Genomic DNA, 17,769 nt, shown 5'->3' with positions numbered 1-17,769 from the left:
GAGTCCATGAAAAAAATCTGTGTGCTGGGAAGCATCAACATCGATAAAACCTATCAGGTCCCCAAGCTCCCCGATGTGGGGGAGAGCGTGGTGCCCACCGGGCGCTTTGCCTCCACCGGCGGCAAGGGCTTTAATCAAGCCGTCGCCGCCCGGCGGGCCGGGTGCCAGGTCTCCTTCATCGGCAAGCTGGGCCCGGACGGGGATTACCTCTATGAGCTGCTCACACGGGAGGGCATCGACCACAGCTGCACCTTCCAGTCCAAAGACATCCCCACCGGCTCCGCCGTCATCATCATCGCCCCCGACGGCAAGAATATGATCGTGGTGGATGTGGCGGCCAACAAGGCCATCACCGCTGAAGAGATGGCCCGGACGGCCCCTCTCGTTGAAGAGTGTGACATCGCGGTGACCCAATTGGAAACCAACATGGAGGCCGCCACCCTCTTTTTTGCCCGGGCCAAGGCGTGCGGCAAGCCCACCGTCCTCAACCCAGCGCCGGTGGACGACCTGCCCCCGGCGCTGTTACGCTCCACCGACATTCTCGTCCCCAACGAGACGGAACTGGCCTACTTGATCGGCGTCCCCGTCACCGACGATTACGCCCTGCTTTACAGCAAAATGGGCCCCTTCTTCCAAGCCGGGGTCAAGATCGTCATCGTCACCCTGGGGGAACACGGGGTGCTTTTGTGCGACGCCAAGGGGTTTGACCACCTCCCCGCCAGCAAAGTGAACGCGGTGGACTCCACCGCCGCGGGGGACTCCTTCATCGGCGCTCTCGTCTCCCGGATGGACCCTTCCCATCTGGACGACCGGGCCGCCCTTCTGCCCGCCGTGGCCTACGCCCAGAACTTTGCGGGCTATGTGGTCAGCCACATCGGCGCCTATGACTCCATGCCGCCCCGGTCCCTCTCCGATACCTTCGCGTCTACATAATCTCTCCTCTCCGAAAAGCGCCGAAATCAATCAGCGGCTTTCGAGAAATCTGTGCGGCAAAAACCATAACAAAGCGCCGGAAGCGTACGCTTCCGGCGCTTTTGTATGAGAGGGTTTCTTCGCCATCGGGGCGGGATGCTCCGCCGCCTGTGGCCGGGGGGAGGGATATGCCATCACCGGTGGGGGCTGGATCACTCATCGAGGCCCTTGTCCGCCCGGTACTGGGCCAGCAGCAGGTCCACCACCCTTCCGTAGCTCTGGACGCCGTCGGCCTGGTGCTGGCTTTTGAGATAGGCGTCGTTGACATTGTCCGCCACCTGGGCCACCGGCCCCTCAAACTGGGACCAATAGGCGCTGTTGGCGGCAAAGTCCCGCCGCACGCCGTCGTCTAGAGCGCTCATGAGCTGGGTGTGAAGCTCCGGGTCGATGCGAAAAAGGGCGTTGCCCGCATAGATCATGGCCATCACCTTGCCCGAATACCGCACGCTCACATCGCCGGAACTCACACAGCACAGGTAAGAGATGAAATTGGCCTCGTCCTCCCGCATAAAGCCCGCCAGGTGGGAGAGCTCATGGGCGGCGTTAAAGGGGATGCTGTAGTGGGAGACATCCCCGTTGATGTTCGCTTCAAAAGTGAAGGGGAAGAAAAATCCCACCAGCTTCGTGTAGGACATGGGCCGGGAGCAGAGCAGCACCTTGGGACGGGCCGACACCTCGTTGACAAAGTCTGTCCCGGAGGAAAAGCGGGCGTATTCCCCTTTCATTTGTTTGGTCAAGTCCCCCAGAGATCCCGAAAAGGTCATGACCCCGTTTTCGTCCTCGGGGACCTGGGTCCTGAGGTCGTTTACCTCCCCGATGAGTTCCTCCACCAGTGCCGCCAGCTCCTCCTTGGAGGAGTCACGGACGGTGAGACCCATGAGGTCCGCCGCCGGATAGCGGTGGTAATTCATGGAACAAAACAGCGTCAGCGCCAGAAAGATGCAGGAGCCGATGACGCACAGGTTGACCCCCGCTTTGTAGAGGATAAGCCCCCTTCCCTCCCGGCGGCGGACGGCCCGGACGATGACGGCGATCAGGTAAATAAGCACCGCCAGCACGGCCAGCGGCACCACCCATTCCACCAGCGCAAAGGGGAAAAGGGAGGTGACAAAGGAGATAGCGCGCATGAAGACGGGGTAAACGGTGCGGACATAGCCCTCCGCAAAGGCGGAATTTGCGGAGGCAATGGCGATTAAGAGGAGGGAGAGGGGCACTCCCAAGAGCCACCACAGCCGTTTGAGGGCGAAGGGGCTATGAAAGAACCGGCGGAGTTTGTCCATCTTAAAACAGCACGATGGTCACGCCATCGTTTCTCCGTCCGTAGTCGCTGTCCTGCTGAAGCCACGGGAGCTTCGCCACCGCTTCCCGGGCCGCCACCGCGTAGCTGGAAAAATCCTCTCCCGCGATGACCGCCTTCAGCCGTCCCATCCGCCGCTTATTTTGCAACTCCGCCCGGGCTCTGGGCCGGATGCCGCCGCCCACCCCGCTAGAGCCGTAGCCGTGGATGATCTTGGCCGCCTTGGCCCCCCGGCCCCGGGCGGTGGCAAGACCCATATTCATCCGGCGGATGGCCTCCTCCACGGTGGGACGCCCCGCCTCAATATTGATAATTTCCATTTTGCTCATGTCTTCGCGCTCCTCGCCACTTAAATTTCGTCTGTCTCCTATTTTAGCAGTTACCCCTTCCCCGCGCAACGAAAGATTGTGAATCCCCTGCAAGAAAAGCGCAAATATTCCATGAACTTCGTTTCTTCGCTCTGGCCAAAGCGGCCACCGCGTGGTATAGTAAAGAGGAAACTGAGAAGGAAGGTGAAACCCATGGGTAAATCAAAAATATTTGTGCGGGTCATGTGCCTGGTGTTGGCGGCCGTCTTCGTCATCTCCATGCTCAGCGCCGCCTTCCTCTCCCTATTCTAGCGCAGACGCCCTGCGCGTCGATTTTTTATAGCAAGACAAAACAGCTCGGACACTCCGAGCTGTTTTTTTGCCCTTTTCTCTCTCTCCCTGTTGACAAATCTACTCAATGAGTCTACAATAAAGATACCCCCCGGGGGTATGGTATTGCGAGGTGACTATAATGAAACAAAAATTCGATGTGACGGGCATGACTTGTTCAGCCTGCTCGGCCCATGTGGAAAAGAGCGTACGGAAGCTGGAAGGCGTCCAGGATGTCAGCGTGAACCTGCTGCAAAACAGCATGCAGGTGGAATATGACGAAACGGTGCTAAACCCTGCCGCCATTGTTTCCGCGGTGGAGCAGGGCGGCTATGGGGCCTCCCTCCACGACAAAGTTGTCGGGACGAAAACAACGTCGGCAGCGGCGCCCACCGACGCCGCTCGGGAGCAGACCGCCTCTATGAAGCGGCGGCTGATCCTCTCCTTCTGCTTTTTGATTCCGCTGATGTATATCTCCATGGGGCATATGCTGGGGCTTCCCACCCCCGCCTTCTTCCACGGGCCCCAAAACGCCCTCATTTTCTCCTTCACCCAGTTTCTCTTGACCCTGCCGGTCATCTATATCAACCGCAAATATTATGAAGTGGGCTTCCCCGCCCTCTTCCGGGGCGCGCCCAATATGGATTCCCTCATCGCCATCGGGTCTTCCGCCTCCCTGATCTACGGCGTCTTCGCCATCTATCAGATCGGCTGGGGACTGGGCCACGGGGCCATGGATGTCGTAAACGCTTACAGCATGGACCTCTACTTTGAGTCGGCCTCCATGATCTTGACCCTCATCACCGTGGGCAAGTTTTTGGAGACCCGCTCCAAGGGCAAAACCTCCGAGGCCATCGAAAAGCTGATGAACCTAACCCCCAAAACCGCCACGGTCATTCGGGACGGCAAGGAGGTTCAAATTCCGGTGGACGACGTGCTGGTGGGCGACGTACTGGCGGTCCGTCCGGGCCAGAGTGTGCCGGTGGACGGCGTCATTTTAGAGGGCGCTTCCGCGGTGGACGAATCGGCCCTCACCGGCGAGAGCATCCCGGTGGAAAAGGCGCCGGGGGACCCGGTCATCGCCGCCACCATCAACAAATCCGGCTACTTCACCTTCCGCGCCACCAAAGTGGGGGAGAACACCACCCTTTCCCAGATCATCCAGCTGGTGGAGGACGCCAACGCCACCAAGGCCCCCATCGCCAAGCTGGCCGACAAGGTCAGCGGCGTGTTTGTGCCGGTGGTCATCTCCATCGCGGTACTTTCCTGCCTCGTCTGGCTGCTCTTGGGCAAGCCCTTTGACTTCGCCCTCTCCATCGGCATCGCCGTGCTGGTCATCTCCTGCCCCTGCGCCCTGGGCCTGGCCACGCCGGTGGCCATCATGGTGGGCACCGGCAAGGGCGCTCAAAACGGCATCCTCTTTAAATCCGCCGAGGCCTTGGAGGTGCTCCACCACGTGGACGCCGTAGTTTTGGATAAGACCGGCACCATCACCCAGGGCACCCCCTCGGTCACCGACCTGCTCCCTGCCCCCGGCATTTCAGCCAAAGAGCTCATGGAGGTGGCGGCGGCCTTGGAGCGTCCCTCCGAGCATCCGCTGGCCCAGGCCGTCACCCGATATGCCGATGAACAGGCGGCCGCCGTCCTCCCCGCCGGGCAGTTTGCCGCCGTCACCGGCTTCGGCGTGGAGGCCGTCGTCGACGGCTCGCCCTGCCTTGGCGGCAACAAAAAGCTGATGGCGGAACGGGGCGTCGAGTTAAACGCCTTGGCGGACGCCGCCGAGAGACTTGCAAACGACGGCAAGACGCCCCTCTTCTTCGCGCGGGACGGCCGTGCGCTGGGGCTCATCGCCGTGGCCGACGTGGTCAAACCCACCAGCAAGGAGGCTATCGACGCCCTGCGCGCCATGGGCGTGGAGGTGACCATGCTCACCGGGGACAACGAGCGCACCGCCCGGGCCATCCAGCGCGAGCTCGGCCTTACCAGCGTCATCGCAGAGGTCCTGCCCGCCGACAAAGAGCGCCAAGTGCGCCGCCTCCAGGAGGAGGGCAAACGGGTAGCCATGGTGGGCGACGGCATCAACGACGCCCCGGCGCTGGCCCGGGCCGACGTGGGCGTGGCCATCGGCGCGGGCACCGACGTGGCCATCGAGTCGGCGGACGTGGTGCTCATGAAGAGCGACCTTCTCGACGCGGTCACCGCCATCGAGTTAAGCCGCTCGGTCATCCGCAACATCAAGCAGAACCTGTTCTGGGCCTTCTTCTATAATGCCATCGGCATTCCCCTGGCGGCCGGCGTCTTCTTTAGCCTCTTGGGCTGGAAGCTCAGTCCCATGTTCGGCGCGGCCGCCATGAGTCTCAGCTCGGTGTGCGTAGTGTCCAATGCCCTGCGCCTCAAATTCTTCAAACCCCGGCGTCGTATGACCGCGGCCGCCGGAGACCCTATCATTTCATCAAAGACTAAAGGAGAAACTGCTATGAAAAAGACCATGATCATTGAAGGCATGATGTGCGCCCATTGTTCCGGACGGGTGGAGAGCGCCCTCAACGCCATCGACGGCGTCAGCGCCACCGTCAATCTGGAAGAGAAAAGCGCCACGGTGACCCTCTCCCAAGAGGTCGGCGACGACGTCCTCACCAAAGCGGTGACCGACGCGGGCTACACCGTCACATCCATCGCGTAAAAGGAGGGAACGCCGTGAAAGCGGACCACAAAAAAGTGACTCGCCTCCTCAAAACCGCCCGGGGCCAGATCGACGGCATCCTGGGCATGATCGAGGAGGACCGGTACTGCATCGACATTTCCAACCAGCTCATGGCCACCGAGGCCATCCTCCACAAGGTCAACCGGGAGATCATCAAAGCCCACCTCTCCGGCTGTGTCCGGGAGGCCTTTGCCCAGGAGGACGAAGGGCTCAAAAATGAAAAAATCGAGGAGATCATGGCGGTCTTCGACAAGCTGGAACGATAGGAGGATGAGGATGGATTACGAAAACATGGAAGCGCTCCCCCGGGAAAAGCTATTGGAGCTTGTCTCCATCTACGCCAAGAATTGGCTTGCCATGGACGGGCTCTGGTTTCAGGCGGCGGAGCGGCAGTTTGGCATGGACGTGGCCATGGACCACGACGAGGAGGTCTGGCGGCGCTTTACCCAGATTGAGGCCAACCGCATCAAAGCCTTTTTAGGTCTCCCCGACCGGGCGGGCCTGGAAGGGCTTGAAAAAGCCCTCTCCTTTCGCCTCTATGCCTGCCTCAATAAAGACAGCATCGAGATCGAGGGCAACACCCTCCTCTACCGGGTTCATTCCTGCCGGGTGCAGGACGCCCGGTCCCGGAAGAGGATGCTCTTTCACCCCTGCAAGCGGGTGGGCGTGGTGGAGTACGACGGCTTTGCCAGGGTCATCGACGACCGCATCACCGCCGAAGCGGTGAGCTGCTACCCCGACATCACCGACGAAAGCTGCGCTTGTGTCTGGAAATTCACTCTTAAGCCCTGACGCAAAGAAAAGCGGCGGAAATTTCCGCCGCTCTTCTTTTGCACGAGCTTCCGCATGATATAATCGCGGGAAGCAAAAGCGCCCTGGAAATATTCCAGGGCGCTTTTGCTCTTTATTTAGTCCACATCCTGCATCATATTTTCCACGCCGGCCACCAGGAGCCGGTGTTCGGGCGCGGTGAGGTCCGGGTCCTTTGTGAGGATCTGCCGGGCGGCCTCCTGGGCCCGGCTCAAAGTGGCCGTATCGGTGAGCAGGTCCGCCAGCTTTAAGGTGGGCAGGCCGTGCTGGCGCAGCCCAAAGAAGTCGCCGGGGCCCCGGAGATTTAAGTCCTCCTTGGCGATGGCGAAGCCGTCGGTGGTCCGGCACATGACCTGCAGCCGCTTTCTCGTCTGCTCCCCCTTGGCGTCGCTTAAAAGGATACAGTAAGCCTGGTCCCGGCCCCGGCCCACCCGGCCCCGGAGCTGATGGAGCTGGGACAATCCGAAGCGCTCGGCGTTTTCGATCATCATGATGACGGCGTTGGGGACGTCCACTCCCACTTCCACCACCGTGGTGGAGACAAGGAGCTGGATTTCCCCGTTTTTAAAGCGGGTGATGGCCGCCTCCTTGTCCTTCGGCTTCATCTTGCCGTGGAGCAGTCCCACCGTGTAGCCGGAGAAATACCGGTCGGCCAAGAGTTTGGCGTACTCGGTGGCGGGCTTTAGGTCGCTTGCTTCCCCCGCCTCCACCAGCGGACAGACGATGTATGCCTGTTTTCCCGCGTCCAGGTGCTTTTGGATGAAGCCGAAGGCTCGCATCCGCTTGTCCGAGCCGATGCAGTAGGTCTCGATCTTCTGCCGTCCCGGCGGCAGCTCGTCGATGACCGACAGGTCCAGGTCACAGTAGATGGTCTGGGCCAGGGTCCGGGGAATTGGAGTGGCCGACATGACCAGCACGTGGGGATTCTCCCCCTTGCTCAACAGCCGCACCCGCTGGGCCACGCCGAACCGGTGCTGCTCGTCGGTGACCACCAGGCCCAGCCGGTCAAAGGTCACCGTCTCTTCGATGATGGCGTGGGTGCCGATGAGAAGCTGAATCTCCCCTGCCTGGAGCGACTTCAGCAGCTCCCGGCGTTTAGCGGCCCGGGTGGAGCCGGTGAGGAGGGCCGCTTTGACCCCCAGCGGTTCCAACACCGGGGCGAGGGTCTCAAAGTGCTGGAGGGCCAGAATTTCAGTGGGCGCCATCAGCGCCGACTGGGCCCCGTTCCTGGCCGCGAAATAGACGGCCGCCGCCGCCACCATGGTTTTGCCCGAGCCCACGTCCCCCTGCACCAGCCGGTTCATTGGGGTGCCGGCGGTCATGTCCCGGCAGGCCTCCTCGATGCTTCGGCGCTGGGCCCCGGTCAGGGTGAAGGGCAGGCTCTCATAAAAGGGGGCCAGGTCATAGGGCTCCATGGGCCGGGTCTTGAGACGCTTACTGCGGTTTCGCATCCGCAGAAACGCCAGCTGGCACAAAAGCAGCTCCTCGAAGATGAGCCGGTCCCGGGCGATCTCCATGGCCGCCCGGTCGGGGGGCAGATGGATATTCTGAACCGCGTAGGATTTGTGGCACAGATGAAACGCCTCCCGCATCTCTTTGGGCAGCGGGTCCTCGATGTGGCCCTCCATCTCCGCGAGGGCCTGGCGCACATTCTCCCGGATGAGCTTGGAGGAAAGGCCCTCGGTCAGCGGATAAACGGGGATGAGGCCCGCCCGCTCTCCCGACCGGAAGACCAGGGGGGAAGCCATGGTCTTCCGGGTGAAGGTGCCCTCCACCTTGCCGTAGAAGATGTACTCCTGCTCCACTTCCAAAGCGTCCACCGTAAACTTGGTGTTAAAGAAGGTGATGACCATATCGGAGGAATGGTCGGTCACCACCACCTTGAAGAGGGAGAGGCCCTTGCGGATGCGCTGCTCCCCCGTCTTGGAGACGACGGCGGCCCGGATGGGCACCGCCCCGTCCGGCGGGGCCCCGGCGATGGATACGGGCCGGGTCAAGTCGATATAGGTGCGGGGGTAGTGGCCCAACAGGGAGCATAAGTCGGTGATCCCCAGTTTTTCATAGAGCTTGGCCCGCTTTTCCCCCACGCCCTTGAGATAGCGGATGTCCTTATTGCCGTCAGCCATGTTCCTCCCCCCTTCGATGAAAAAAGGAGGGGGCCTTCCCCCTCCTTAGAAAATCTCATTACTCCACGGAAATCATGTAATAATACACCGGCTGTCCGCCGTTAATCAGCGTGATCTCGATGTCGTCGGGCAGCTTTGTTTTGAGCACGCCCAGGGTCTCCTCCGCCTGCTCGTCGGCGACATCCTCGCCGTAGAACAAGGTGACAAAGCTGGAATCCCGATGGATGAGCGCCCGGGTCAGCTTGGTCACCGCCCGGGTCAAGTCCCGGTCGGTAAAGGTGAGCTTGCCGTTTTCCATGGCCAGCAGGTCGCCCTTATGGATGTTGTGGCCGTCGTAATCGGAGTCCCGCGCGGCAAAGGTGATGAGTCCCGTCCCCACCTTCTCATAGGCCTTCATCATGGAAAGCTGGTTTTCCTGGGCCGTCAAATCCGGGTCAAAAGCCAGCATGGCCGCCACGCCCTGGGGGATGCTCCGGGTCTGGAGGACGATGACCTTCCGGTCGGCCAGCTTGATGGTCTGCTCCGCCGCCATGATGATGTTCTTGTTGTTGGGCAACACAAAGACGCACTGGGCCGGCACCGCGTGGATGGCGTGGAGGATGTCGTCGGTGGAGGGGTTCATGGTCTGGCCGCCGCTGACCACCTTGTTTACACCCAGATCGGTGAAGAGCTGGCTGACGCCCTCTCCGGCCGCCACCGCCACGAATCCGTAGGGGGTGTCCGGGTCCACAGGGAGATAGGTGTCCTCCTGCTGTTCCTTCTGGGCTGCCGCCTTCTTGCCCTCAAACTGCAAGCGCATGTTGTCGATCTTAATGTTGGCGAGCATGCCGAATCCCAGCGCGTGCTGAAGCGCCTTGCCGGGGTTGTCGGTGTGGACATGGACCTTGATGATATCGTCGTCGTCCACCACCACGACGCAGTCGCCGATGCTCTCAAGATAAGCGCGCAGGGCCAGCGGGTCGTTGCCATTTGCCTTGTGAACGATAAACTCGGTGCAGTAGGTGTGGGTAATTTCCCCCTCGTAGTCCCCGATGGCGCTGGACGTGCCGCTCTTGGCGGACGCCGCTTCCTTTTCCTCCTGGGAAGGGATGATGACGCCGTCCTGGAACACGCTCTTCATGCCTTCAAAGATGACCACCAGGCCCCGGCCGCCCGCGTCCACGACGCCCGCCTTTTTGAGCACCGGCAGCATCTCCGGAGTCTGGGCCAGGGCGTCCTCGGCGGATGTACAGATTTCATTCCACACGAATACGGGATCGTCGTTCTCCGCGGCCACCTTGTCGGCGTGCTCCGCCGCCATCCGGGCCACGGTGAGGATGGTGCCCTCGGTGGGCTTCATCACCGCTTTGTAGGCGGCCTGGACACCTTTAGCGAGCGCCGCCGCTAGGTCCTTGCCGTCCGCTTCCTTTTTGCCGGTGAGCCCCTTGGAGATACCCCGAAACAGAAGGGACAAAATGACGCCCGAGTTGCCTCTGGCGCCGCGCAGCAGGGCGCTGGACGCCACCGCCGCCACCTCTCCCACCCCGCCGGGGTGCTCCATGACACTCAGCTCTCGGGCCGCGGCGGAGATGGTCATGGACATATTGGTTCCCGTGTCGCCGTCGGGCACCGGGAAAACGTTGAGTTCATCCACTTGCTGTTTTTGATTGACAATATGATTGGACGCCGAGATGAAAGCATCCCGCAATATCTGGCCTGTTATCACCGTGATCAGCACTCCCTTTACTTTCAGTCTGCTTATATTCCCCCGCAGATGTCTATTCCGACTTCATACCGTCAACATACACGTTGACCTTGAGCACATCGAGTCCCGTGGCGTCCTCAACGGTATATCTGACTTTATTGACGATACTTTTTACGATGGCGGCAATATTCAGGCCGTAAGTTACGATGATGTGCATGTCGATGGTCAGTTTGCCGGCGGTGCTGCGAATACGGATGCCCTTGTCCGGCACATCCTTGCGGCTGAGCAGGGCGCGAAAGCCCTGGGACGGTGTAGAGTTGACCATCCCCACCACGCCAAAGCATTCCGATGCCGCTTTACCAGCCAGATTGGCTACAAATTCCTGGGAGATTTCAATGGTGCCCAGGGGGTTTTCAATCTTGATCATTAGAACCCCTCCTTACTTCATCTTATTCCAGACGGGGAAAAATTATCAGTTTACCCTTTCGGGATGGATACAAACATTATTCTATATTGTACCAATTATTCAGGAATAAATCAATTGTCCCGACGGGGAATTCTTCCCATTCTTCCGATTTTTTCACACCTTGCTTCCTTCTCCCATAGGGCCTATAATGAAGATAACCATTCCCGCCCCCGAGGAGCGGGTCAACCGCCATTTTCATGACCGAAGGAGGCCAATTCCATGCGGCTCAAATATGATGTGGACACCAAGATTCTTTTTCAGATCGGCGACCCCTTGGACCAGTGCTGCGCCACCTATTTGCACAACGCGCTCTATGAGTTTTGCAATGTAAACGCCGTCAACCTGTCCGTCCCGGTACCCAAAGGCGGGCTTGGGGACTTTGTAAAGGCGGCCAAAGTTATCGGCGCGGCCGGGTTTGACCTGACGATGCCCCACAAGAGCGCCATCATCCCCTTTTTGGATGAGTGCGACCCGGCCAGCCGGGCCTTCAAATGCGTCAACCACGTCAAAATCCGGGAGGGGAAGCTCATCGGCGTGGGCCTCGACGGCGCGGGCATGGGGCTCTCCCTCCAATATGAACAGGGGGACATCGGCGGACGCCACGCCCTCATGATCGGCGCGGGCGCCGTGGCCGGCCCCATCGCCGCCGACCTGTGCGCACGTGGCGTCAAGAAATTCACCATTGTCAACCGGACGGTGGAAAAAGCGAAATATATCGCCGATACCCTCCGGGAAATCTACGGCGCGGACACCACCTACGGTCCTTTCACCGAGGAATATCTCTCCCAAACGGCGCCGGACATCACGCTGGCGGTGCAGTGCACCTGTCTGGGCGGCGGCAGCCACTGGCAGGAATTCCCCCACCTGGGCTTTGTGGACCTTTTGCCCAAAGAGTGCATCGCGGCGGATGTCCTCTACCCCACCACCACCTTCTTAGAGGCCGCCAAGAGCCGGGGACTCCCCACCGTCAGCGGAAAGGGGATGCTCTATCAGCAGCAGCTTGCCATGATGGAGTTTTACTTCGGTGTGAAGCTTGGCCCCGACGCGCTGGCGGAAGCCATCGAAGCGCTGGAGGTAGCCATTGCGCTGCGCGGTGTGCGCAACGAGCGGCGTGCGGAACTCGCCTCCATGTCCCGCTGAGACGCGTGTGAAACGCCAATGTTACAATTAAAACCTGGGGCGCGATGCCCCCCGGCGGCAGCCGGCGAAAACAGGGCAGGGATGAATCATCCCTGCCCTGTTACTGTTCGTTCTTATCTTGGTTCTACAATGAGCTTGATAGCTGTCCGCTCCTCGCCGTCGATCTCCACGTTGGCGAATGCCGGAATACAAATGAGATCGACTCCGGCTGGAGCTAAATAGCCTCTGGCAATGGCCACTGCTTTTACGGCTTGGTTGGATGCTCCGGCTCCCACAGCCTGGACCTCCACCGCGCCCTTCTCACGAATTACGCCCGCTATCGCACCTGCAACTGAATTTGGTATGGATCTTGCTGAAACTTTAAGTATTTCCATAATAATCCCCCCTTGCTGCAATTATAGCTGTTACACAAATCCGTAATTAAATAATAGCGCAATTTCGTGCATTTCGCAAGGGCGTCGAGGAAATATTGTTAATTATTTGATGTTTAGTCGAATAATTTTAGTTGTTTTGCCGGATTTTTCGTCGATCTCAAAAATTGCTCCGCACAGTTTGCATGGGTCGGTCCCATTTTCAAAGCGCACCGGCAGATGGGTCCGCATTTTGTAGAGGGCAATTTCCGGTTTGACCCCCAAAACCGAGTCAATAGGGCCGGTCATCCCTAGATCGGTGATATAGCCGGTGCCGCCGGAAAAGATGCGCTCGTCGGCCGTCTGGACGTGGGTGTGGGTTCCAAATACGGCGCTGACCCGGCCGTCTAAATGATAGGCCATGGCGATTTTCTCCGCCGTAGCCTCCGCATGAAAGTCCACCAGGACGATGGGCGTGTCGATCTGCTCCAGCAGACGGTCCACACAGTCGAAGGGGCTCTCCACCGGGTCCAGATACACCTGTCCCAGGAGGTTGATGACCGCCACTGGCCGGGGAAAGGCGTCGAAGAGGAACCAGCCTGCACCCGGCGCGTCGGGGTGGAGGTTGGCCGGGCGGATGACCCCGTCCCGGCGCTCATAGATATCATAGCATTCCCGCCGGCGCAGGGCGTGGTTGCCGGTGGTGATCACATCGGCGCCCGAAGCAAAAAGGAATTTGGCCGAAGGGGTGGTGATGCCGTTGCCCTCCGCCGAGTTTTCCCCGTTGACTATGACCATATCGATCTGATATTCCTCCCGGATGCCGCCGATTTTGGCGCGGAAAAACTCGCTGCCGGGCTTTCCCACCACATCCCCAATGGCTAAGATTCTCATACTGCTCCCTCTACCTCTCTGTCGTTTTCCCGGGTCTTCTCCCCAAAAATTCTGCCCCGGCTGCGCCCAAAAAATGCGGATGCACTCCAAATGGGTTTCCGCTATCTTCTGATGCCATCCTACCACAATCGGGAAAAAATAAAAAGGGGCCGGGATGTTTTCCCCGGCCCGCATTTCTTATAGGTTTCCCGCCACAGTGCAACATGGCATCCTTATTTGGCGTATTCGATGGCTCTGTTTTCCCGGATGACATTGACCTTGATCTGTCCGGGGTACTCCAGCTCCGCCTCAATCTTCTTGACGATCTCCCGGGCCATGAGGACCATCTGGTCGTCGTTGACATGCTCGGGCTTGACCATGATGCGGACCTCTCGGCCCGCCTGGATGGCGAAGGACTTTTCTACGCCGTTAAAGGAGCTGGCGATCTCTTCCAACTTCTCCAGACGCTTGATGTAATTTTCCAGGTTCTCCCGTCTGGCGCCGGGCCGGGCCGCGCTGATGGCGTCGGCCGCCTGGACAAGGCAAGCAACGATGGTCTTGGCTTCCACGTCGCCGTGATGGGCGGCGATGGCATGGATGACCTCATGGTTTTCTTTATATTTCTTGGCCACATCCACGCCGATGTCCACATGGGAGCCCTCCATCTCGTGGTTGAGCGCCTTGCCGATGTCGTGCAGCAATCCTGCCCGGCGGGCGGTGTTCACGTCGGCGCCCAGTTCCGCGGCCATCATGCCCGCGATATAGGCCACCTCGATGGAGTGGTCAAGCACATTCTGGCCATAGCTGGTGCGGTAGCGCATCCGGCCCAGCAGCCGGACAAGCTCGGGATGGATACCGTGTACGCCGGTCTCCATGACGGCGCGCTCGCCGTCCCGTTTGATCTTGGCTTCCACTTCCTTGCGGGACTTCTCCACCATCTCCTCGATGCGGGTGGGGTGAATCCGTCCATCGGTGATGAGTTTTTCCAAAGAAAGCCGGGCGATCTCACGCCGCACCGGGTCGAAGCTGGACAGGGTGATGGCCTCGGGGGTGTCGTCGATGATGAGATCGACGCCGGTGAGGGTTTCCAGCGCCCGGATATTGCGTCCCTCGCGGCCGATGATCCGGCCCTTCATCTCGTCGTTGGGCAGCGGTACCACCGAGACAGTGGCTTCGGAGACATGCTCCGCCGCGCAGCGCTGAATGGCCAAAGAGACAATCTCTCTCGCCTTTTGGTCGGCCTCGTCTTTGAGCTGGGTTTCCATATTGTCGATCCGGACCGCTTTTTCGTGGACCAGTTCGTCCTCCAGATTCTTTAACAGGTAATCCTTGGCCTGGTCGATAGTGAAACCGGAGATCTTTTCCAGCATATCAAACTGGCGTTTTTTGACCTCTTCCGCTTCTTCCAGGCGCTGGGCCGCGTCCTGAATCTTTCTTTGGAGGGCGTCTTCCTTCTTTTCGAAGTTCTCCAGCTTCCGGTCTAAGTTCTCTTCTTTCTGGTTGATCCGGCGCTCCTGGCGCTGGACCTCTGAACGCCGGTCTTTGATCTCTTTTTCGGCGTCGGAGCGCATTTTGTAGATTTCGTCTTTGGCTTCCACCAGAGCTTCTTTTTTCTTGCTCTCTGCTGTCTTGATTGCATCAGAGATGAGCCGTTTGGCTTCATCTTCCGCGGACATAATCTCCGCCTCTGCAACTTTGCGTCTATAAGTAACGCCCAGGAAAAAGGCGATAACACCAACCACAACAGCGACAACAATGCATATGACAATTGCTATCCAATTCATGAAAATCCATTGAACCTCCTTTTCTTAGTTTTGTCTTTGATTTTAGTTAGGAATGTAATGTATAAGGTTTGCAAATCCCCGGGTGGGGGCCGGAATTGCAGGTATTTTCCTTCTCTTGGTCGTCTTTTCCCTCCCGGCTGTTCAGCCGCAGGGCAAAAACGCTTCTCCAGGCGCATAGGAGCGCCAGTCCATGGACCTTGCCTTTTTCCACAAAAAACTGTGAAAAAAGACGCCGGCTTTCTCCTGAGGATTCCTCTATTTTTTGTGTAAGTCTACACAAAGAAACGATCGGCACAACTTTTTGTTATTCAAAAAATACCAAAAAGTATAATCGTACAAATTTATACATTATATATTTATATTATATCCGCTGGAAACGGTATGTCAAGAAAATTGTGGTGTTGACATCCCTGTTTGATCGTGCTAAGATGTTTTTAATTTCAGTGAACAGGCAATAGAACAAGCAAAACATGATGATGAGGAAGGTTTGTCCGCAAGCACCCTCCGACAGAGAGAAAACGCCACCGGCTGCAAGCGTTTTTCGGCAGAGTCAGGACAAATTACCACCCTTGGAGTGCGCATGAGGAAAGTTCCGAAATGTGCCGTACCAGCTTCGTTACAGCTGATTTGAGGTGGCGCGTCAAACGCGCAATCTGGGTGGAACCGTGGAGCCACGCACAAACTTGTACGTCAGACTTCATCCCTGCTTTCGGAAGTATTCCGAAGATGGGATGGGGTTTTTTCTTTTGTCTTTTTATCTGTCACCGAATAGAAAGCCGCCAAAGGCGGCCCATAGAAAAGGAGTGGAGCATTATGATCAAAGTTACGCTCAAAGGCGATGTCGTCAAGGAATTTGAAAACGGCATCACACCGATGGAAATTGCCAAGGGCCTGGGCGCCGGGCTTTATAAGGCCTGCTGCGCGGCCCATGTGGACGGTGTCCTCACCGATCTGCGCACCCCGCTTGACCACGACTGCAAACTGGAGCTTCTCACCTTCGAGGACAAAGACGGCGCGTGGACCTTCCGCCACACCGCTTCCCACATCCTGGCCCAGGCGGTCAAACGCCTCTATCCCAATGCGAAGCTGGCCATCGGACCCGCCATCGACAACGGCTTTTATTACGATTTCGACGTAGAAAAGCCCTTCTCCCAGGAGGATTTGACCCGCATCGAGGGCGAAATGAAGAAGATCGTCAAGGAAGGCCTGCCGCTCGAGCGCTTCGAGCTCTCCCCCGAGGAAGCCAAAAAGATGATGGAGGAAAAAAATGAGCCCTACAAGGTGGAGCTCATCGAAAAGCACGCCGCCAGCGGAGAGCCCATCAGCTTCTTTAAGCAGGGCGACTTTGTGGACCTGTGTGCCGGCCCCCATCTTCCCGACACCTCCCGGGTCAAGGCCTTCAAGCTGACCTCCTCCACCGGCGCTTACTGGCACGGCGACTCCAACCTGCCCATGCTCTGCCGGGTCTACGGCACCGCCTTCCCCAAGGCAAGCCAGTTGGAAGAATACCTGACCGCCCTGGAAGAGGCCAAAAAGCGGGACCACAACATCATTGGCAGGCAGCTCAAATACTTCACCACCTCCGACATCATCGGCCAGGGCCTGCCCCTGCTCATGCCCAAGGGCGCCAAGCTCTTCCAGATCCTCAACCGGTATGTCCAGGACAAGGAGGAAAACGAGTACGGCTATATCATGACCAAGACCCCCTACATGGCCAAATCCGACCTGTATAAGCTCTCAGGCCACTGGGGCCATTATAAGGAGAGCATGTTCGTGCTGGGCGACGAGGAGAAGGACAAGGAAGTCTTTGCCCTGCGCCCCATGACCTGTCCGTTCCAATACCAGATCTATCTGAGTGAGAAGCACTCCTACCGCGACCTGCCCCTGCGCTACGGCGAGACTTCCACCCTCTTCCGCAATGAGGCCTCCGGCGAGATGCACGGCCTCATCCGGGTGCGTCAGTTCACCATCTCCGAGGGCCATCTCATCGTCCGCCCCGACCAGCTGGAGGAGGAGTTCAAAAACTGCCTGAAGCTGACCAAGGAGATCATGACCGATTTGGGGCTCATTGACGAGCTGACCTACCGCTTCTCCAAATGGGATCCCAACGACCGGGACAAATACGAGGGCACGCCCGAGATGTGGGAGGAAGCCCAGTCGACCATGCGCACCATCCTGGATCATCTGGAAGTGGACTACACCGAGGCCGAAGGCGAAGCCGCCTTCTACGGACCCAAGCTGGATATCCAGACCAAGAACGTCCACGGCAAGGAGGACACCCTCATCACCATCCAGATCGACCTGATGTTGGCCCATCAGTTCGAGATGACCTACACCGACAAGGATAACACCCAGAAGTATCCCTATATCATCCACCGCACCTCCCTGGGCTGCTATGAGCGCACCATCGCCATGCTGCTGGAAAAATACGCGGGCGCGCTGCCCCTGTGGCTCTCCCCGGTCCAAGCCAAAATTCTGCCCATCAGCGAGAAGCAGCTCGACCGCTGCCGCGAAATTCAAAAAGAGCTGCGGGCCGCGGGACTGCGGGTGGAACTGGACGACCGCAATGAGAAGATCGGCTACAAAATCCGAGAGGCACAGCTGGAAAAAATCCCCTATATGCTGATTGTGGGTGAAAAAGAGGCTGCGTCCGGCATGGTGTCCGTCCGCTCCCGTAAGGAGGGGGATATGGGCTCCATTCCCGCCGATATCTTCATCAAAATCGCCCAGCGCGAAGTGGAGACCAAAGCGAAATAAACAATTTTATGCAAACGCATGCGACGGAATTAACCGGCGGGAAATTTTTCCCGCCGGTTATATTTTCGCTTTTTCCGCACATCCTAAGGAGGATCTTTCTCATCTCGGCGTCCTTTAGAGAAATTTCGAAAAAAATAAATTTTTGTGTTGACTTTTGGAATTTTAATT

The 17,769-nt window shown here is 58.5% G+C and carries 14 protein-coding genes; 6 read left to right on the top strand and 8 right to left on the bottom strand.

Going from position 1 to position 17,769, the window contains the following annotated elements; all coding sequences use genetic code 11:
• Positions 1 to 6: 6 nt before the first annotated feature.
• Positions 7 to 933 (top strand): ribokinase, encoded by a 927-nt coding sequence (locus H8709_RS08430; RefSeq protein WP_262397937.1) that lies wholly within the window; start codon positions 7 to 9, stop codon positions 931 to 933.
• 191 nt (positions 934 to 1,124) lie between these two features.
• Here the strand turns inward: H8709_RS08430 and H8709_RS08425 are convergent, their stop codons facing one another.
• Positions 1,125 to 2,252 (bottom strand): DUF3810 domain-containing protein, encoded by a 1,128-nt coding sequence (locus H8709_RS08425; RefSeq protein ID WP_262397936.1) that lies wholly within the window; start codon positions 2,250 to 2,252, stop codon positions 1,125 to 1,127.
• Between the two features lies 1 nt (position 2,253).
• Positions 2,254 to 2,598, bottom strand: a complete 345-nt coding sequence (locus H8709_RS08420) for a hypothetical protein (protein WP_262397935.1) — start codon at positions 2,596 to 2,598, stop codon at positions 2,254 to 2,256.
• A 451-nt stretch (positions 2,599 to 3,049) separates the two neighbouring features.
• Between H8709_RS08420 and H8709_RS08415 the strand changes: the two genes are divergently transcribed.
• The 3 genes from H8709_RS08415 to H8709_RS08405 are packed head-to-tail and all read left to right on the top strand — an operon-like array spanning position 3,050 to position 6,403.
• Positions 3,050 to 5,590, top strand: coding sequence for a heavy metal translocating P-type ATPase (locus H8709_RS08415; RefSeq protein ID WP_262397934.1), 2,541 nt, complete (start codon positions 3,050 to 3,052; stop codon positions 5,588 to 5,590).
• Positions 5,591 to 5,604: 14 nt separating this feature from the next.
• Positions 5,605 to 5,877: a metal-sensing transcriptional repressor gene (locus tag H8709_RS08410; protein ID WP_262397933.1), complete on the top strand. Its 273-nt coding sequence runs from the start codon at positions 5,605 to 5,607 to the stop codon at positions 5,875 to 5,877.
• A 10-nt stretch (positions 5,878 to 5,887) separates the two neighbouring features.
• The gene (locus H8709_RS08405) at positions 5,888 to 6,403 is read left to right on the top strand and encodes a DUF6125 family protein (RefSeq protein ID WP_262397932.1); all 516 of its coding nucleotides are present in this window, start codon (positions 5,888 to 5,890) and stop codon (positions 6,401 to 6,403) included.
• Between the two features lie 116 nt (positions 6,404 to 6,519).
• Here H8709_RS08405 and recG read toward each other — a convergent pair whose 3' ends face one another.
• The 3 genes from recG to H8709_RS08390 are packed head-to-tail and all read right to left on the bottom strand — an operon-like array spanning position 6,520 to position 10,658.
• Complete coding sequence (gene recG, locus H8709_RS08400; RefSeq protein ID WP_262397931.1) at positions 6,520 to 8,547, bottom strand: ATP-dependent DNA helicase RecG; 2,028 nt, start codon at positions 8,545 to 8,547, stop codon at positions 6,520 to 6,522.
• A gap of 58 nt (positions 8,548 to 8,605) precedes the next feature.
• Positions 8,606 to 10,252 (bottom strand): DAK2 domain-containing protein, encoded by a 1,647-nt coding sequence (locus H8709_RS08395; protein WP_262397999.1) that lies wholly within the window; start codon positions 10,250 to 10,252, stop codon positions 8,606 to 8,608.
• A 52-nt stretch (positions 10,253 to 10,304) separates the two neighbouring features.
• Positions 10,305 to 10,658: an Asp23/Gls24 family envelope stress response protein gene (locus H8709_RS08390; RefSeq protein WP_262397930.1), complete on the bottom strand. Its 354-nt coding sequence runs from the start codon at positions 10,656 to 10,658 to the stop codon at positions 10,305 to 10,307.
• Between the two features lie 258 nt (positions 10,659 to 10,916).
• On the opposite strand from H8709_RS08390, the gene H8709_RS08385 reads away from it, so the two are divergent.
• Positions 10,917 to 11,837, top strand: a complete 921-nt coding sequence (locus tag H8709_RS08385; RefSeq protein ID WP_262397929.1) for a shikimate dehydrogenase family protein — start codon at positions 10,917 to 10,919, stop codon at positions 11,835 to 11,837.
• A 113-nt stretch (positions 11,838 to 11,950) separates the two neighbouring features.
• Here the strand turns inward: H8709_RS08385 and H8709_RS08380 are convergent, their stop codons facing one another.
• From H8709_RS08380 to rny, 3 genes are all read right to left on the bottom strand, one after another.
• Positions 11,951 to 12,211, bottom strand: a complete 261-nt coding sequence (locus tag H8709_RS08380; protein WP_262397928.1) for a stage V sporulation protein S — start codon at positions 12,209 to 12,211, stop codon at positions 11,951 to 11,953.
• A gap of 102 nt (positions 12,212 to 12,313) precedes the next feature.
• Positions 12,314 to 13,081: a TIGR00282 family metallophosphoesterase gene (locus H8709_RS08375; RefSeq protein WP_262397927.1), complete on the bottom strand. Its 768-nt coding sequence runs from the start codon at positions 13,079 to 13,081 to the stop codon at positions 12,314 to 12,316.
• Positions 13,082 to 13,293: 212 nt separating this feature from the next.
• Positions 13,294 to 14,844, bottom strand: coding sequence for a ribonuclease Y (gene rny, locus H8709_RS08370; protein ID WP_262397926.1), 1,551 nt, complete (start codon positions 14,842 to 14,844; stop codon positions 13,294 to 13,296).
• An 813-nt stretch (positions 14,845 to 15,657) separates the two neighbouring features.
• Between rny and thrS the strand changes: the two genes are divergently transcribed.
• Positions 15,658 to 17,601: a threonine--tRNA ligase gene (gene thrS, locus H8709_RS08365; protein ID WP_262397925.1), complete on the top strand. Its 1,944-nt coding sequence runs from the start codon at positions 15,658 to 15,660 to the stop codon at positions 17,599 to 17,601.
• The last annotated feature ends 168 nt before the right edge of the window (positions 17,602 to 17,769 follow it).

The organism is Zongyangia hominis, assembly GCF_014385095.1.
Classification (GTDB): Bacteria; Bacillota; Clostridia; order Oscillospirales; family Ruminococcaceae; genus Zongyangia; species Zongyangia hominis.
The sequence above is the reverse complement of the archived record's forward strand: the minus strand, read 5'-3'. Positions and strand labels throughout refer to the sequence as shown.

Bases quoted from the DNA above. Each gene is read 5' to 3' on its own strand.
- rny (WP_262397926.1), bottom strand. From the start codon at position 14,844: ATGAATTGGATAGCAATTGTCATATGCATTGTTGTCGCTGTTGTGGTT.
- recG (WP_262397931.1), bottom strand. From the start codon at position 8,547: ATGGCTGACGGCAATAAGGACATCCGCTATCTCAAGGGCGTGGGGGAA.
- H8709_RS08390 (WP_262397930.1), bottom strand. From the start codon at position 10,658: ATGATCAAGATTGAAAACCCCCTGGGCACCATTGAAATCTCCCAGGAA.
- H8709_RS08405 (WP_262397932.1), top strand. From the start codon at position 5,888: ATGGATTACGAAAACATGGAAGCGCTCCCCCGGGAAAAGCTATTGGAG.
- H8709_RS08425 (WP_262397936.1), bottom strand. From the start codon at position 2,252: ATGGACAAACTCCGCCGGTTCTTTCATAGCCCCTTCGCCCTCAAACGG.
- H8709_RS08385 (WP_262397929.1), top strand. From the start codon at position 10,917: ATGCGGCTCAAATATGATGTGGACACCAAGATTCTTTTTCAGATCGGC.
- H8709_RS08420 (WP_262397935.1), bottom strand. From the start codon at position 2,598: ATGAGCAAAATGGAAATTATCAATATTGAGGCGGGGCGTCCCACCGTG.
- thrS (WP_262397925.1), top strand. From the start codon at position 15,658: ATGATCAAAGTTACGCTCAAAGGCGATGTCGTCAAGGAATTTGAAAAC.
- H8709_RS08430 (WP_262397937.1), top strand. From the start codon at position 7: ATGAAAAAAATCTGTGTGCTGGGAAGCATCAACATCGATAAAACCTAT.
- H8709_RS08415 (WP_262397934.1), top strand. From the start codon at position 3,050: ATGAAACAAAAATTCGATGTGACGGGCATGACTTGTTCAGCCTGCTCG.
- H8709_RS08380 (WP_262397928.1), bottom strand. From the start codon at position 12,211: ATGGAAATACTTAAAGTTTCAGCAAGATCCATACCAAATTCAGTTGCA.
- H8709_RS08375 (WP_262397927.1), bottom strand. From the start codon at position 13,081: ATGAGAATCTTAGCCATTGGGGATGTGGTGGGAAAGCCCGGCAGCGAG.